Origin of the sequence: Amycolatopsis anabasis, from assembly GCF_009765355.1 — a bacterium.
GTDB lineage: Bacteria > Actinomycetota > Actinomycetes > Mycobacteriales > Pseudonocardiaceae > Amycolatopsis > Amycolatopsis anabasis.
Genome location: NZ_VTHK01000039.1, coordinates 54,223 through 69,105 on the forward strand (window position 1 = coordinate 54,223; position 14,883 = coordinate 69,105).

Below are 14,883 nucleotides of genomic sequence, written 5' to 3' on the forward strand. Positions count from 1 at the left end.
ACTCCTAACCCGCGCGGGGGCCGAGCCGGTCCGCGGCGCCGGGCAACGGGCGTCCACAGTAGATACGCAGGTCAGCCGGTGGCTGTCGTCCGGGCGGACGCCGTGGGCTCGTGGTACCGCGAGCGGCGCAGGGCGGCCCGGCAGGGCGGGCAGCTCGGGACTCCCCGCTCGTCCGGCGAATCCGGCCAGGGAACGGACATCCCCGGCGCGGCGCTGACCGCGCAGACAGTGGGGCTGTGCCCGAGGGGTGTGCACAGGCACATGCACGGCTGCATCATCGTGCCTCCAGGGTTTCGATACGGCGCGATTCCGAGCCGCCGAGCGGACGTGCGGTGATCGAAACGGCGGCGGCTGGCGGACAAGCTGTGCCCGTCCGCCAGCCGTCTCACCGGCTGCTCGCTACTCGACCGGTTCGAGTTCGGGGTCGTCCTGTGCGCCGATGCGCAGCCAGGTCCGCGGCCGACGCTGCCGCAGCCAGCGGGCGTACACCATGCCCCCGGCGCCGATGGCCACGACGACCACGACGCACCAGGTCGCGAGCGCACGGCTGCCGCCCATCAGCACGTCGCTGTGCATGGTCGCCTCGGCCACGACGAAGCCGAAGCCGAGGAAGGCGAGGACCGGCGCCACCCGGGACTTCCAGAACGAGTTCTCCAGCCCCCGGTTCCGCCGGAAGTAGACCACGATCGCGAGCGCGGTGACGAACATCAACGCGATCAGCGCCCACAGGCCGAGCCCGGACATCGCCACGTACGAGGCCACCGGGTCCAGGCGCAGGACCGCCGCGAGCACCATGACCACGAACACCGCGAGTGCGATGGTCCCGGCCGCCCGTGTCGGGGCGTGGTGCCTGCGGTGGACCCGCCCGAGCCAAGCGGGCAGCACACCGTCCCGCCCCAGGGCGAAGACATAGCGGGACGCGATGTTCTGGACGGCCAGCAGCGACGCCACCGCGCTGGTCACGAGCATGACGTTGGCGATGTCCCGGACCGCTGTCCCGGCGTACTGGGCGAGACTGCCGAGAAAACTCTCCGCCGGAGCGGCCGCGCTCGCCACCGCCGCGTCGGTGCCGAAAGCCACCAGGTAGGCCCACGAGCCGACCGCGTAGAAGCCGCCGAGCAGGGCGACGGTCAGGTAGCTCGCCCGCGGGATCGTCCGAAGTGGATTCCGCGTTTCCGCGCGGAACACCTGGAGCGACTCGAAGCCGGCCAGGCTCGCGACCCCGAACAGCAACGCGGTACCGACCGACCCGCTGCCCAGTTGCGCGGTCAGGTCCAGCCCCCGGCCCTGCGGGCCACCGTCACCGAAGACCAGGGCGTCCCAGAGCAGCACGATCACCACCTCGACGCACAGGAACACTCCGAGCACCGTCGTGGACACGTCGATGTTGAACAGGCTCAGCGCCGAGACCACGGCCCACACCACGGCCGCCCAGACCCACCACGGCAGGTCGGGCCCGTGCAGGAAGCCGTGCACGAGCTCACCGGTCAGGATCCCGGTGAACACGTACGAACCGGCACCCAGCAGGACGTAGCCGGTGAGCGCGACGAAACCCGCGCCGAGACCGGTCATCCGCCCCAGCCCCGCCGTGATGTAGGTGTAGAACGCGCCGGGCTGCTTCAGGTGCCGCGCCATGGTCACGACCCCCACGGCGAAAAGGAGCATGAGCAGCATGACCACCAGGTACACCACGGGCGTGGCGGCGCCGAGCCCGAGGCCGATCTCGACCGGGAGGAAGCCTGCCATCAACGCCAGCGGGGCGTTGAGGGCCAGTGCGGTGAGGACGAGACCTCCGGTGCCGAGGTTTCCCTCGAGACGCGCCGAAGGTTCGGGGAACGGGGCGGGTGGTGACGGCTGTTTGCGGGCGGAAGGACTGTTCACGACGGGATCTCCGATCTCGGGACTACCACCGGTCTCTCTCGGAAATGGCCGGACAGGGCCAAAGTGCGCCGGACTGTAGGCCGCGGTACGGCGATCGGCCACGTCCGCCGAAACCGGTACCCGGCTGGGGGATGTCCGGAGTGCGGGAAACGGGCGAAAACGTTCTTGCGCTCGCCAAATCGTCCGAAGTGGACGAAGTGCTCGTCCATGGACCGTGACGAGCCGCGCGCGACGCAACCCGGTTCTACCGGCTCGGGCTCGGCATGCTCAGCGCGGCGACGTCACTGTCGTGTTCCGTTCTCGTTACTCGCCGATCGCGGTAGCGTCCATTTCGACCACCGCGCCGGGGAAGGACAGGCCGGTGACGCCGATCAACGTCATCGCGGTGGATTTCGCCCCGGCCGCCGCGCCGGCCTCGCCGAGCCCCACGTACAGCTCTTCGAGGTTTTCCGGGGCGGGGTCGACGACGTAGATGGTGAGGCGGACGATGTCCGCCGGGGTGAGCCCGGCCGCGGCCACCGCCGCGTAGACGTTCTCCGCCGTCTGACGTGCTTGGGCGCGGTAGTCGGGTCCGTCGCCGATCAGCTTCTCGTCCGGGTCGATGGCGACCTGGCCGGAGGTGAAGACGAGGGTCCCGCCGCTCGCCACGATGATCTGGGCGTGCCCGTGCGGCTTCGGGAGGGTGCTGGGGTTGATCTTTCGCGTCACCATGCGCAGAGCCTCGCCGACCCGCCCCGGTACGGGCGGCCACGTGGCCGCTTCTCTGCCCGGCCGGGGGATGCCCGGGGCCCGCCTGGGAAACGCCGATCACCGCCATCCGGCAGGCACGGGATGGCGGCGATCGGCACCGGCTCGGAAGCGGGTTCAGCCGCCGATGCGGATCAGTTTCCGGTTGGCGAATTCGTCGACGCCGTAGCGCCCGAGTTCCCGGCCGAAGCCGGATCGCTTGATGCCGCCGAAGGGCAACTCCGGACTTTCCGCGCCGACGATGTTGACGTACACCATCCCGGCCTCGATGCGGTCCGCGACACGCTCCGCCTGCGCGGAATCGGTCGTGAACAGATACGCGCCGAGCCCGTACGGGCTGTCGTTGGCCATCTCGATCGCCTCTTCCTCGGAACCGACGCGGTAGACGTGCGCGAAGGGGCCGAAGAACTCCTCTTTCGCGGCTTCGTTCTCCGGGCTGATATCCACCAGGACCGTGGGCTCGAAGAACGCGCCGTCCCGGCTGCCACCCAAAGCGACCTTGGCGCCGCCCTCGACGGCACGCCGCAGCTGATCCTCCAAATGCTCCGCCGCGGCCTTCGACGACACCGGCCCCAGCGCCGTGTCCTCGGCCTGCGGATCGCCAGGTTTCAGCTGCGCCAGCGCCGCGGTCATCTTCTCGAGAAAGGCGTCGTAGAGCTCATCCACGATGATGAACCGCTTGGCGCCGCAGCAAATCTGCCCGGCGTTCTCGTAGAAGCGCACGGCCAGCGCGGCCTCCACCGTCGCGTCGAGGTCGTCGGTACTCAGCACGATGAACGGATCCGCTCCGCCGAGTTCGAGCACGACCTTCTTCAGGTGGCGGCCAGCGATCTCCGCGACGGAAGCGCCCGCGCGCTCCGAGCCGGTGACCGAAGCGCCCATCACGCGCAAGTCGGCGATGACCCACTCCAGCTGTCCGTAGGTGGCGTAAAGGTTTTCGTAAGCACCTTCGGGGAAACCCGCATCGGCGAACAACCGGGCCAAGGCCGCGCTCGACTCCGGGCACTGGGCCGCGTGCTTGAGCAAGACGGTGTTGCCGAGCACCAGGTTCGGCGCGACGAACCGCGCCACCTGGTAGTACGGGTAGTTCCACGGCATGACTCCGAGCAACACGCCGACCGGCGAGCGCCGGACGACCGCCGAACCCTCGCCCGCGAGCAGCTCGATCGGCTCGTCCGCCAGCATCTGCTCGGCGTTGTCCGCGTAGTACGCGTAGATCGCCGCGCAAAATTCCACCTCGCCGAGCGCCTGCGCGACCGGCTTGCCCATCTCACGCCCGATGATCCGGGCCAGCTCGGCACGCCGCTCAGTGTGGAGTTCCCCGACCCGGCGCACCAACGCCGCACGATCGGCCGGAGACGACGAGCGGCCCCAGCCGCGGTACGCACCGGCCGCGCGTTCAACGGCTGCACGCAGCTCGGCGTCGCTGGTCGTCGGATACTCCTTGACCTTCTCCCCCGTGCTGGGATCGATCACGGCATATGCGCTCATGAGAGCCTTCCTCGGTCGTGCTGACAGCAGTCCAGGAGGTACCTTCGCCCCGCTCCCTGGTGGCGCGGCTCGACACGCCTCATGGACAGCCCATCAGGGGGAGGTCCAGCCGGTGACCTCGGTCCGGACAGTGCATACAAAGCTCCCGGCCAAACCGTTCGCATCAGTCAGCAAGGCGGCCTGCTCGACGGCCTCGAGGACACGTGAACACCCCATCCGGGGCGTCCGGCGGCACACGCGCATCCCGGTGGGCGTCTCGGCGGGCAAAAAGGGCGACGATGTTGTGAGTGGTCCTGGCACGCCGGGTTCGCTGGGTTGAGCCTGCTGGGAAGGACAGCCGCGCGACCACACCGCGGCCGGTGATCGTCAGAGCCCGAGTGCGTCGGCGAGGAACGTCACTCCCGCGCCAGCGGGGATCATTCGACGACGACGGCCCTCGGAGAAGGCGGGGGCGCACGTCGCGGCGACTGCCGGACGTCACCTCAAGAAGGCGGTGCTCGAACTGGGCGGCGCGGACCCGTTCATCTTACTGAGCACCGACGATCTCTACGACGCGTTCCTCGAGAAGGTCACCTTGACACTGGGTCAGCTCAAACCCTCGTCGCCGACTGCCGAGGACACGGTGATCGGTCCGGTGTCCTCAGTGGGCGCCGCCGTGGGGCTGGAGGATCAGCTGCGCCGTGCGGTCGGCGGCGGAGCACGGGTCGTGTTGGGCGGCAAGCGGGACGGGCCTTCTTCGAGCCGACCGTCCTGATCGACATCGATCCCGGCAACGAGGCGGGCAAGGAAGAATTCTTCGGGCCGTTCGCGAACGTGTACCAGGTGCAGTCCGAGTAGGAGGCGGTCGTGGTCGCGAACGACACTCCGTTCGGGGTCAAGTTGTCCGGGTTCGGTCGTGAACTCGGCAGGCTCGGCGCCGAGGAGTTCGTCAGTCGCAAGCTTATCCGGATCGCTGGTTGAAACAGGCACCGCCGTTGCCCGAATAAGTGGCGACGGCGGTGCTGCGTGCGGGTCAGTCGGCACGCGGGCCCAAACGGACGGGCAATGCCTTGACCTGGTTGATGAAGAACGACTCGGCGTGCGGCGCGTCGCCGACGATTTCCATCTCCGGATAGCGCTTCAGCGTCTCTTCGAGCATCAGCCGCAGTTCGAGCCTGGCGAGCGCGTTGCCCAGGCAGAAGTGCCTTCCGCCGGCTCCGAAAGCCTGGTGTTCTGGGTTGCGGGTCACGTCGAAGCGGTCGGGGTCTTCGTACTTCTCCTCGTCGCGGTTGGCGGACGGGTACCACATGACGACCTTGTCGTCCTCTTTGATCAGCTGGCCGCGGATCTCGACGTCCTTCGTGGCTGTCCGGCGCATCATCGAGAACGCCGGGAACATCCGCAGCGCTTCCTCCACCACGCTCGGGACCAGAGACAGGTCGTCGAGCACCTTCTGGCGTTCGTCCGGGTTCTCGATCAGTGCCTTCACGGCGCTCACATACGTCGCCATAGTGCTGTCGTTGCCCGCACCGATGAGCAGCAGGGTGCCGTACATGATCTCCTCGGCCGAGAGCGTCTGGCCGTCGATCTCGGCGTGCACGAGGATGCTGATCAGGTCGTCGGTCGGGTTCTCCCGCCGCGCCGCGATCATCTCGGAGACCTCCGCCATCAGCGTCGGCAGAAGCTCGTTGACGTAGGCGTCGATCCCGCCGGGGTTCAGGTCCGGGTCGTCCCGCCCCATGTACCGCTTCATGTAGTCGGCCCACTTGACGTCCTCGGCTTCGGGGATGCCGAGAAGCCGGTGGATCACCCGCGCGACAATCGGCTGGGAGACAGCGCTCACCAGGTCGCAGGTCTCCTGGCCGTCGAGGCGGTCGAGCACGGAGACGACGATCGCGCGGATCCATCCCTCGTGCTCGGCGATCTTCTCGGCGGTGAAGCCCTTGAGGAAAAGCTGCTTGATCCGGTCGTGCTTGGGCGGGTCCATGCCGATGAACTCGGCGCGCGCGAACTCCAGCGGGATCTGGTGGTTGGTGATGTCGATGCCCCACCGCTCCGAGGAGAAGGTCTTCCAGTTCCTGCTCACCGCGGCGATGTCGTCCGCCTTGGTCAACGACCAGAAACCCTCTTCCTCGGGCAGCACGGGAATGTCAGGCGACCAGTGCACCGGGCACCTCGCGCGGAGATCGCGGAAGATCCCGTGCGGCGGCCCGTCTTTCCACAGACCGAATTCGGCCAGCGTCAGGCGCTCCGGAATTTCGTCCGCGGCCATCTGTTCCTCCAGGTATCTCGGGGCCGATGCCGACGCGAACGTAAGCGCGGTGAGCATCGGAATCACCGGAGCGCGGACAACAGCGCCCTGTTGGGGGAAGCGGTGCGGGCATAACCCAACCGGGCAATTCTCGGCGCACTTTCGGGGCCGATGCCCGCCGCGCCATCACCCTCGCCTTCGCCGAGGCAGGCGCGCACGTGGTCGCCGGGACCGGCATGCGCGGCAAAGCCTTTCCGGGGTCAGCGCGCGTAGTCCGGCAGTGGAGGCTCGGAGGTGGTGAGTGGCCGGGTGAGCCAGTCCACGGCACCGGCTGCTCCACCTCCGAGGAAGCCGACCAGGCCGGTGAGATCGATCCGTGGCAGGAAGGGTGTCGCGCACAACGCGAGCCGGTTGCCGATGCGACGCGGATCGGCGGGGCCCGGATGAGTCAGGGCGTCCATCGCGAGGGCATAGGCCACGCTGTCGGCGATGATCGCCATGTGCTCGACGATCCTGCCCGGACAGATCGACTGCACTGACACGTTGCTGCCGCCCGGGATGTTGCTCGCGGCGGGTTGCGGAAACACGATCTCGTCGAGCTGTGTCCACACGTTGGTGTACGACACGCCGGGCGGCAGCCCGCCCTGATGCAGGCGGTCGAGGTAGGTAGAGCCGAAGCCGACCTGCCAGGTGATGTCGGCGCACGCCCCGACCGCGCACAGGATGTTGCCGAGCTGGGTTCCGTTCACACCCGGCGCGAGCCCGATGTAGTCGTCCACGGCCGCGCGCACGTCCGGCCAGAACTTCATGGCCCACAACGGATGCGACCCGCCCTGGCTGTGTCCGATCACCGAGACTTTCTGCCTGGAGAGGTCCCGGGCCTTGCGGATCGCGTAGACCATGTAGTCGGCCGCATGGTAGATGCTGGTCACCGACCGGCCGGGCAACCTCACCGTGCAGACCGCGAAGCCGGCGGCTGGCAGCGCACGCCGGTAGTTCCAGGACCATACCTCCGTCGCCTCGCTGAAGGTGCCCGGTACCAGCACCACCGTCTTGCGGTCGGTGGCGCTCGGATCGCACTTCACTGCCGCATCGAGCACGTCGACGGGTGTGTGCAGCGGTGGGCCGTCGTCGGCGACTGCCACACCGTTGCCCGACAGCAGCACGGCCACGGACAGCAGGGACACCAGCGCGGCGCACAGCCGCCGTACGTTACGGCTGCGCATAGAGGTCCTCGATTTCCGCCGCATACTTCCGGCTGATCGGCTTGCGCTTGAGCTTCGACGTCGGGGTCATCTCGTCGCCGCCGGGCTCCCAGTACGTCGGGAGAACTGCGAACCTCTTGATCTGCTCGACGCGGGACAGCTTCTGGTTGCCAGCGTCCACACTGGCCTGGATCTCCGTGCGTACCCGCGCGTCCTTGCACAGCACGGCGGGATCGGCGTCCACGCCGATGCGCGCGGCGAACGCGGTGGCGGCGTCGGGATCGAGGGTGATCAGCGCGACGTTGTACGGCCTGCCGTCTCCGACCGCCATCACCGGCCCGATCAGCATCGAGCCCTCCGAGATCGCGTGCTCGATGTTGCTCGGCGACATGTTCTTGCCGCCGGCGTTGATGATCAGCTCCTTCTTCCGGTCAACGATCATGAGATAGCCGTCGTCGTCGACTGTGACGATGTCGCCGGTGCGCAGCCAGCCCTCGGGATCGATGGTCTCCGCGGTCTTCTCCGGGTCGTTCCGGTAACCCCGCATCAGCCACGGTCCGCGCACCAGCAACTCGCCGTCGTCCAGCACGCGCGTCTCGAGACCGGGGAACGGCTTGCCGACGGTGGCCTGCTTGGCCTCCGCGGGGGACGTACCGGTGGCGAGGCCGCATTCGGACATGCCCCACACCTCGCTCACCGGCACGCCGAGCTTCCGCATGAACGCGTAGACGTGCGGCGGAATGGCGGCCGCACCGGACAACGCCCACTTCAACCGGTCGAAGCCGATCTTCGCGCGGATGGCGTCGACGACCTGCGGCACATCCGCCGCGAAACCGGCCGCCACCTGCTCATCGGCCTGCACCTGTGTCTCGATGCCGAACTTGAGCTTCTCCCACACCCGGGGCACCGCCGCGAAGATCGTCGGCCGCACTGTCGCCAGCGTCGGCGCCAACTGCCGGAGGTCGGCGATCGTCGTGATCTCCGCGCCATGCAGCATCGTGAAGTAGTGGGTGAGAAACCGGTCGGCCGCGTGCGAGGACGGCAGGTAGGAGATGCCGACGTCGTCACCGGTCATCGGGAACGCGCTGTCCACCGCCGCGGCCAGGGCCAGCGCTCCGCGGTGGGTGTGCTCCACGCCCTTGGGCGGGCCCGTCGTTCCGGACGTGTAGATCAGGCACAGCACGTCTTCGGGGGCCACCGCCCGCCACGCACTCTCGAAGTCGAATCCGGCGGCGGGTCCGAGCTCGTCGACGTCACCGTCCTCGACCACCAGCAGGTGCGCCAGCCGAGCGCCGGAATCTCTGATCCTGTCGGCGAACCTGCGCTCGGTCACCATGATCTTGGTATCCGCGTGGTCCAGGAGATACCTGATCTGATCCACCGAACTGGTGTTGTAGATCGAGAAGGTGGTCGCGCCGAGGTGCGAGGCCGCGGCCTTCGGTCAGGTTGAACTCCGGCCGGTTGGTCAACATCTGCGCGAACGTGTCGCCGCGCCCGAGGCCCAGTGCGGCAAGGCCGCCCGCGATCCGTCGCACGTGGTCGGCGTACTGGCGCCAGGTCAGGTTCACGCTGCCGTCCGGCGTGCGCAGCGCCATAGCCTCCGGACGGACCGCGACGGTCCGCTGGAACGCCTCGGGCAAGGTGCGCGGCTCGGCCATCCTCGGCCTCCTCAGCTCGGTGGGGCTTCTGCGACCCAGTTCACACTATGCGGCCGACCGCACGTACAGTCAAGCCTTGAAGTCGGAGTCAACCAGAGCGGTTCGTTCGTGCCCTGTCGGTGACGGCAACCGGCCTTGGCACACGCTCACGTCGGGACCGGTGATCGCCCGGATCGCACCTAACACCGAGCGGACATCGTCCTCACCGCGACGGGCACCCCGGTCATGGCCGCGGGTGGCCGACGGTGCGACTGTGCCCCGGACGAGCGCTGGAGCCAGCCTCTACGGAACGTGGTGGCGCTCGACTCAGGTGCCCTGGACCTCGGTGGACTCTTCGAGGCACTCGCGTACGGCGGTGACGATCGGGCCCTTCGGGTCGGCCAACCGGGCGACCGGTAGCCGGTCCAGCAGCAGTCCGCCCAGGACGAGGTCGACGAAGGACGCGCCGACCTGCTCGGGGCGTAACGCTCCCTCGGGGTCGAACCACACCCACATCCACTGCAGCGAGCCCCAGATCTGCAGCGTCGTCAGCTCCACGTCGACCTCGCGGAACACTCCGGACTCGATACCGCGGCGCAGCTCGGCGACTGTCAGCTCCTGCATCTCGGTGCGCAGCTTGCGCACCTCGCGCATCTGCGGATCGTCGGCGAGTTGCACGACCTCGCGCTGGGTGGCCACGGTCGCGTCCCGGTCCACCACGTGCAGCAGCGCCGATGCGTACACGATCGCCGCGATGCGCTCCTGTGGCGCCTCGAGCCGCTCCCACATCCGGCGCACCGCGCTCAGCTGGCGGCGCATGTAATTCTCTTCGAGCTCGCGCAGCATCTGTGCCTTGGTGCCGAAGTGGTGCACGATCGTGCCCTTCGACATGCCCAGCTCGCCCGCGATGTCCCCGAGGTTGGTCAGTTCGTACCCTCGCTCGGCGACGTGCCGGATGAACGTCGCGTGGATCTCGTCTCGCCTGCCCGCCGGTCTGGCCACGACCCACCTCCTGGCATCAGGCTAACCGTACGCGCGGTCTACGGTACATAGATTGATTTGACTTGCTGGTACGCGGTCAGCCCTTCGGGTCCCAGTTCGCGTCCGAGACCGCTGGCTTTGACGCCGCCGAACGGTGCGCCCGGGTCCATCGTGTAGCCGTTGACGCCGATCGTTCCGGTGCGCACGCGGCGGGCGATCGCGGTGCCGCGATCGAGATCCTCGGTCCACACGGTGCCGCCGAGTCCGTAGTCGGTGTCGTTGGCCATTCGCACCGCGTCGTCGTCGCCGTCGTGGGGGATCATCGCCAGCACCGGCCCGAAGATCTCCTCGCGGGCGATCGTGTGGTCGTTGCGGACGTCGGTCACGATCGTCGGCTCCAGGTACCAGCCGCGGTCGAATCCGGCCGGGCGCCGTCCTCCGGTGGTGATCCGCCCGCCTTCGGCGACCGCCTTGGCGAGGTAGGCCTCGACACTGTCGCGCTGCGCCTGGGTGGCCAGCGGGCCGATCGCGGTCGTGGGGTCCAGCGGGTCGCCGATGCGCAGCGCGGACGCGAGGGCGGTGAACGCGTCGACCACCTCGTCGTAGCGGGCGCGCGGGGCGAGGATCCGGGTGGTGATGTAGCAGCTCTGCCCCTGGTTGAGCAGGCTGGTGGCGAACGCCTGCTTCAGCACCGCGTCCAGGTCGGCGTCGTCGAGGATGATCGCCGCCGACTTGCCGCCCAGCTCGAGGGTGACCGGGCGCAGCAGTCGCCCGCAGGTCTCGGCGATCGAGCGGCCGGCCGCGGTGGAGCCGGTGAAGGCGATCTTGTCCACGTCCGGGTGCGCGACCAGGTGCGCGCCGGCGCCCCGGCCCGACCCCGGCACGATGTTGAGCACGCCGGGCGGGAGTCCCGCCGCGACGGCCGCCTCGGCGACCGCCATCGCGTCCAGCACCGTCTCCGACGACGGCTTGAGCACGACCGTGCACCCGGCGGCGAGTGCGGGCGCGAGCTTGAAGAAGGTCAGCGTCTGCGGGAAGTTCCACGGCACGATCGCGCCCACCACACCGATCGGATCGCGCCGGACCAGCGTGCCGCCCGCCACCAGCGATCGCCGCCGCTCCTCTGCGGCCGCGTTCGCCATGAGCCCGGCGTAGTACCGCACGAGTGTGGCCGGCACCGCCCCCTCCGTGTGCTTGCCGACGCGGACCGGCATGCCGTTCTGGCTGCTCACTCTGCGGACGATCTCCTCACCGCGCGCGGCCAGTTCGCCGGCGAACCGCTCCAGCGCGTCCGCGCGCTCCTTCGGTGTCCAACTCGCCCAGCCCGCCGGATCGTCGAAGGCCCGGCGCGCGGCCGCGACGGCGTGGTCGATGTCCGCTTCGTCACCGGCCGCGACGTGGCCGAGCAGTTCCTCGGTCGCCGCCGAGCGCACCGCGATCCGCAGCGGCGTGGACGGTGTGCGCCAGTCGCCGTCGATGAACAGGGACGGGTACTCGTACATCAGGACTCCTCGCTGGGCAGCAGCACCGGCTTGACCACGGTTCCCGACTTCATAGCCTGCTCGGCCTCGTTGATCTTCTCCAGTCCGAAGGTGGTGATCAGCCGGTCGAACGGGAACCGGCCCTGCCGCCACAACGCGATCAGCTTGGGGATCAACGACTTCGGCACCGCGTCGCCCTCCAGGATCCCCTTCACGGTGCGGCCGAGCGCGAACTGCTCGGCCCGCAGCGCGAGCTTGCCGTGCGGGGTGCCGACCAGGCCGCACACGCCGCGCATCCGCAACGCGTCGACCGCCGAGGAGATCACCTCCGGTCGGCCGGTGGTGTCCAGCGTGCAGTCCAGCCCGCCAGGCACGGCCGCACGCAACCGGCCGGCGAGATCGCCGTCGCGGCCGTCGATCGTGTGCGTGGCACCGAGTTCGGCGGCCAGCCGGAGCCGGTCGGGATGGACGTCCACCGCGACGATCGTCGCGGCCCCGGCCACCGTCGCGGCCATCACGGCGCACAGCCCGACCGTGCCGGTGCCGAACACCGCGATGCTCGATCCCGGTCGCACGGCGAGGGAATGGAACACCGCGCCCGCGCCGGTCAACACGCCACAGGACAGCGGACCGAGCTTGTCCAGCGGCAGGTCGGGGTCGACCTTGATCGCGTTGCGGGCCGCGACGACGGTCTTCGTGGCGAACGAGCTCTGCCCGAACCACCGCCCCTGCACGGGTTCGCCCGCCGAGTCGCGCACGGTGGTCGGCCGGTCCGCGCGGAACCCGGACATGTTGCGGGGCCAGAACTCGTCGCAGTACGCGGGTTGCGCGGCGAGGCAGTTGACGCAGTCACCGCACGAGTCGAACGTGAGCACCACGTGGTCGCCTTCGAGCAGACCCGCCACCCCAGCGCCGACGGCCTCCACCACGCCGGATGCCTCGTGCCCGGCGACGATCGGCGGGCGCACCACCGGCGTGCGGGGCAGCATGTCCGTGTGGCAGAAGCCGACCCCGGCGACACGCACCACGATCTCACCGTGCCCCGGTGGGTCGAGCAGGACATCGTCCAGCTCGAACGGTCCGTCCGCCGTGCGCAGGACCGCGGCCATTGCGCGTACGTGTGCCGTCATGACAACGATGATAGACCGTACGGCCGGTCAGCAACAATGCTAACCTCGTCGCATGCACACTCCCCCGATTCGGATCCACCGTCCCTGCGAGGGCGTGGCCGTCGTCATGCTCGACCGTCCGCACCGGCTCAACGCGATGCGGCCGTCCACCATCGGACCGCTGGTGGAGGCGTTCGAGGTGCTGGCCAACGACGAATCCACCCGCGCGGTGGTGCTCACCGGTGCCGGACGCGGGTTCTGCACCGGAATGGACCTGGGCGCGCTGGAAGAGATGGCGCCCATCGACGTCGAGTCCCAGACGGCGTGGATGCGCGATCTGATGCGCGCCTCGATCCTGCTGGACTGGTTGCCACAGCCCACGATCGCGGCGGTCAACGGCCCGGCGACGGGCGGCGGATTCGGCTACGCGATGGGCTGCGACATCCGCATCGCGTCACGTTCGGCGTTGTTCTCGGCGACCTTCGCCCGCATGGCGATGGGCCCGGACGCCGGGCTGTCGCACTCGCTGCCGCGGGCCGCCGGGTACGCCCGCGCACTGGAACTGCTGCTGACCGCCGACGTGGTGGACGCCGACGAGGCGCTGCGGCTGGGCATCGTGTCCCGGGTCGTGGAGGACGCCCAGGAGACGGCGATCGAGTTGGCGAAGCGGATCGCGGCCGTACCCGGACACGCCAGCCGATCGATCAAGCGGACGCTGCGCCAGTCCCTGGCGACCGATTTCGAAGCGGCCGTCGACACCGAGGCGCGGGCGCAGGCCGAGTTGATCTGCCACCCGGACTGGATGGCCAACGCCACCGCGTGGCTCGCCAAACACGGCGGCAGGTGATCGCTCCGCCGGTCGCGTCGCCCCTCAGACCCGCGCGGGCGCCCTGGTGGACAGGCGCACCGGAAGTTCGGTGATCCCGTTGATGAAGTTCGCGCGCTGACGGACCGGCGGCCCGGTGACCTCGATCGTGCGGAAACGCTCGAACAACTTCGGCAGGATCACCCGTGCCTCGAGCCGTGCGACCGCGTTGCCGAGGCAGAAGTGCTGCCCGGAACCGAAGGCCAGATGCGGATTCTCGGTGCGGGTGATGTCGAAGGTGCCCGGATCGGCGAACACGTCCTCGTCGCGATTGGCCGAGGCGTAGCAGAGCACGACCTTGTCGCCGGACTTGATTCGCGTTCCGCGGATCTCGACATCTTGCACGGCGGTACGGCGGAACTGCGTGACCGGAGAGTGGAACCGCAGCACCTCCTCGATCGCGGGGTTCAGCAGGTCCGGGTTCGCGCGCAACTCGCGCCATTGCCCGGGGTGTTGCGACAGCAGCAGAACGCTGCCGGTGAGCAGGTTTCGCGTGGTCTCGTTGCCCGCGATCACGAGCAACTGGAAGAAGCGGTTCAGGTCCTCGTCGGACAGCCGCTCACCATCGACCTCGGCGTTGACCACCATGCTCCACACGTCATCGCCGGGGTTGGCTCGCTTGGCCTTGGTGAGCTCGGCCGCGTACCCGAACAGCTCGATGAACGCCGACGCGTACGCCTTGGGATCCGCCCCGGCCGTCGGGTCGCCGCCGCCGACCATCCGGTTGGTCCAGTCATAGAGCAGGCGCCGGTCCTCGGACGGCATGCCGAGGATGTCGGCGAGCACGAGAATCGGCATCTCGGCGGAGAACCGGTCCACCAGGTCGAGATCGCCGCCGTCACCGAGCGCGTCGACAACGTTGTCCGCGTGGGCCTCCATCGAGGCCCGCATACCGGCCACCATGCGCGGGGTGAACGCCCTGCTGACGATCTTCCGCAGCGTGGCGTGCTCCGGCGGATCGGTGCTCAGCATCGCGCGCTGCTGCTCGCGCAACAACTTGTCGCCCAAGTCGCGGATGAACGTCCCGCCCGCGTGCGAGCTGAAGATCTGCGGGTTCTTGCCCGCGAAGGACACGTCGGCGTGCTTGGTCAGCACCCAGAACCCCGTGCCTCCCGGAAAATCCCCGGACGCCGGCTCGTCGCACCAGGCGACCGGCTCCTCCCGGCGGAGGCGGACGAACAGCTCGTGCGGGAACCCGTCGACGTAGAAGTCCGGGTTGCCTAGGTCGGGCAGCTTCATACCGTCAGAATATGACC

13 protein-coding genes and 1 pseudogene are annotated in these 14,883 nt (G+C 69.0%); 3 read left to right on the top strand and 11 right to left on the bottom strand.

Annotation, left to right across the window (positions count from 1 at the left end):
- Window positions 1–78 precede the first annotated feature (78 nt).
- Entirely contained in the window at window positions 79–336 is a 258-nt protein-coding gene (locus FXO23_RS36445) for a hypothetical protein (RefSeq protein ID WP_158890842.1), read from the top strand.
- A 63-nt stretch (window positions 337–399) separates the two neighbouring features.
- On the opposite strand, the gene FXO23_RS36450 is transcribed toward FXO23_RS36445, so the two are convergent.
- From FXO23_RS36450 to FXO23_RS36460, 3 genes are all read right to left on the bottom strand, one after another.
- On the bottom strand, window positions 400–1,881 hold the full coding sequence (locus tag FXO23_RS36450; protein ID WP_158890844.1) for an APC family permease: 1,482 nt from the start codon (window positions 1,879–1,881) through the stop codon (window positions 400–402).
- A gap of 303 nt (window positions 1,882–2,184) precedes the next feature.
- Window positions 2,185–2,592, bottom strand: a complete 408-nt coding sequence (locus tag FXO23_RS36455) for a RidA family protein (protein ID WP_158890846.1) — start codon at window positions 2,590–2,592, stop codon at window positions 2,185–2,187.
- A 153-nt stretch (window positions 2,593–2,745) separates the two neighbouring features.
- Window positions 2,746–4,119 carry an NAD-dependent succinate-semialdehyde dehydrogenase gene (locus FXO23_RS36460; protein ID WP_158890848.1) on the bottom strand — a complete coding sequence of 458 codons (1,374 nt, stop codon included), beginning with the start codon at window positions 4,117–4,119 and terminating at the stop codon, window positions 2,746–2,748.
- Window positions 4,120–4,612: 493 nt separating this feature from the next.
- Between FXO23_RS36460 and FXO23_RS51155 the strand changes: the two are divergent.
- Window positions 4,613–4,956: pseudogene (locus FXO23_RS51155) on the top strand (aldehyde dehydrogenase family protein).
- A 175-nt stretch (window positions 4,957–5,131) separates the two neighbouring features.
- Here the strand turns inward: FXO23_RS51155 and FXO23_RS36470 are convergent.
- The 7 genes from FXO23_RS36470 to FXO23_RS36495 all read right to left on the bottom strand — a co-directional run bounded on the left by FXO23_RS36470 (window position 5,132) and on the right by FXO23_RS36495 (window position 12,783).
- Window positions 5,132–6,370 carry a cytochrome P450 gene (locus FXO23_RS36470; RefSeq protein WP_158890850.1) on the bottom strand — a complete coding sequence of 413 codons (1,239 nt, stop codon included), beginning with the start codon at window positions 6,368–6,370 and terminating at the stop codon, window positions 5,132–5,134.
- A gap of 239 nt (window positions 6,371–6,609) precedes the next feature.
- On the bottom strand, window positions 6,610–7,575 hold the full coding sequence (locus tag FXO23_RS36475; protein ID WP_158890852.1) for an esterase/lipase family protein: 966 nt from the start codon (window positions 7,573–7,575) through the stop codon (window positions 6,610–6,612).
- Window positions 7,562–8,926, bottom strand: coding sequence for an AMP-dependent synthetase/ligase (locus FXO23_RS36480; protein WP_281356681.1), 1,365 nt, complete (start codon window positions 8,924–8,926; stop codon window positions 7,562–7,564). The genes FXO23_RS36475 and FXO23_RS36480 overlap by 14 nt, the downstream gene beginning before the upstream one ends.
- Window positions 8,808–9,212: an AMP-binding protein gene (locus tag FXO23_RS52365; RefSeq protein ID WP_343034547.1), complete on the bottom strand. Its 405-nt coding sequence runs from the start codon at window positions 9,210–9,212 to the stop codon at window positions 8,808–8,810. Before FXO23_RS52365 ends, FXO23_RS36480 begins: the two co-directional genes overlap by 119 nt.
- A 306-nt stretch (window positions 9,213–9,518) precedes the next feature.
- On the bottom strand, window positions 9,519–10,193 hold the full coding sequence (locus FXO23_RS36485; protein ID WP_158890855.1) for a TetR/AcrR family transcriptional regulator: 675 nt from the start codon (window positions 10,191–10,193) through the stop codon (window positions 9,519–9,521).
- A 38-nt stretch (window positions 10,194–10,231) separates the two neighbouring features.
- Window positions 10,232–11,674, bottom strand: coding sequence for an aldehyde dehydrogenase (locus FXO23_RS36490; RefSeq protein WP_158890857.1), 1,443 nt, complete (start codon window positions 11,672–11,674; stop codon window positions 10,232–10,234).
- The gene (locus tag FXO23_RS36495; RefSeq protein ID WP_158890859.1) at window positions 11,674–12,783 is read right to left on the bottom strand and encodes an NAD(P)-dependent alcohol dehydrogenase; all 1,110 of its coding nucleotides are present in this window, start codon (window positions 12,781–12,783) and stop codon (window positions 11,674–11,676) included. Before FXO23_RS36495 ends, FXO23_RS36490 begins: the two co-directional genes overlap by 1 nt.
- A gap of 52 nt (window positions 12,784–12,835) precedes the next feature.
- Here FXO23_RS36495 and FXO23_RS36500 point away from each other — a divergent pair, with 52 nt between their 5' ends.
- Window positions 12,836–13,609, top strand: a complete 774-nt coding sequence (locus tag FXO23_RS36500) for an enoyl-CoA hydratase/isomerase family protein (RefSeq protein ID WP_158890861.1) — start codon at window positions 12,836–12,838, stop codon at window positions 13,607–13,609.
- Window positions 13,610–13,633: 24 nt separating this feature from the next.
- Here FXO23_RS36500 and FXO23_RS36505 read toward each other — a convergent pair whose 3' ends face one another.
- Window positions 13,634–14,866 carry a cytochrome P450 gene (locus FXO23_RS36505; RefSeq protein WP_158890863.1) on the bottom strand — a complete coding sequence of 411 codons (1,233 nt, stop codon included), beginning with the start codon at window positions 14,864–14,866 and terminating at the stop codon, window positions 13,634–13,636.
- Between the last annotated feature and the right edge of the window lie 17 nt (window positions 14,867–14,883).

Bases quoted from the DNA above. Each gene is read 5' to 3' on its own strand.
- FXO23_RS36455 (WP_158890846.1), bottom strand. From the start codon at position 2,592: ATGGTGACGCGAAAGATCAACCCCAGCACCCTCCCGAAGCCGCACGGG.
- FXO23_RS36460 (WP_158890848.1), bottom strand. From the start codon at position 4,119: ATGAGCGCATATGCCGTGATCGATCCCAGCACGGGGGAGAAGGTCAAG.
- FXO23_RS36470 (WP_158890850.1), bottom strand. From the start codon at position 6,370: ATGGCCGCGGACGAAATTCCGGAGCGCCTGACGCTGGCCGAATTCGGT.
- FXO23_RS36475 (WP_158890852.1), bottom strand. From the start codon at position 7,575: ATGCGCAGCCGTAACGTACGGCGGCTGTGCGCCGCGCTGGTGTCCCTG.
- FXO23_RS52365 (WP_343034547.1), bottom strand. From the start codon at position 9,212: ATGGCCGAGCCGCGCACCTTGCCCGAGGCGTTCCAGCGGACCGTCGCG.
- FXO23_RS36490 (WP_158890857.1), bottom strand. From the start codon at position 11,674: ATGTACGAGTACCCGTCCCTGTTCATCGACGGCGACTGGCGCACACCG.
- FXO23_RS36495 (WP_158890859.1), bottom strand. From the start codon at position 12,783: ATGACGGCACACGTACGCGCAATGGCCGCGGTCCTGCGCACGGCGGAC.
- FXO23_RS36500 (WP_158890861.1), top strand. From the start codon at position 12,836: ATGCACACTCCCCCGATTCGGATCCACCGTCCCTGCGAGGGCGTGGCC.
- FXO23_RS36505 (WP_158890863.1), bottom strand. From the start codon at position 14,866: ATGAAGCTGCCCGACCTAGGCAACCCGGACTTCTACGTCGACGGGTTC.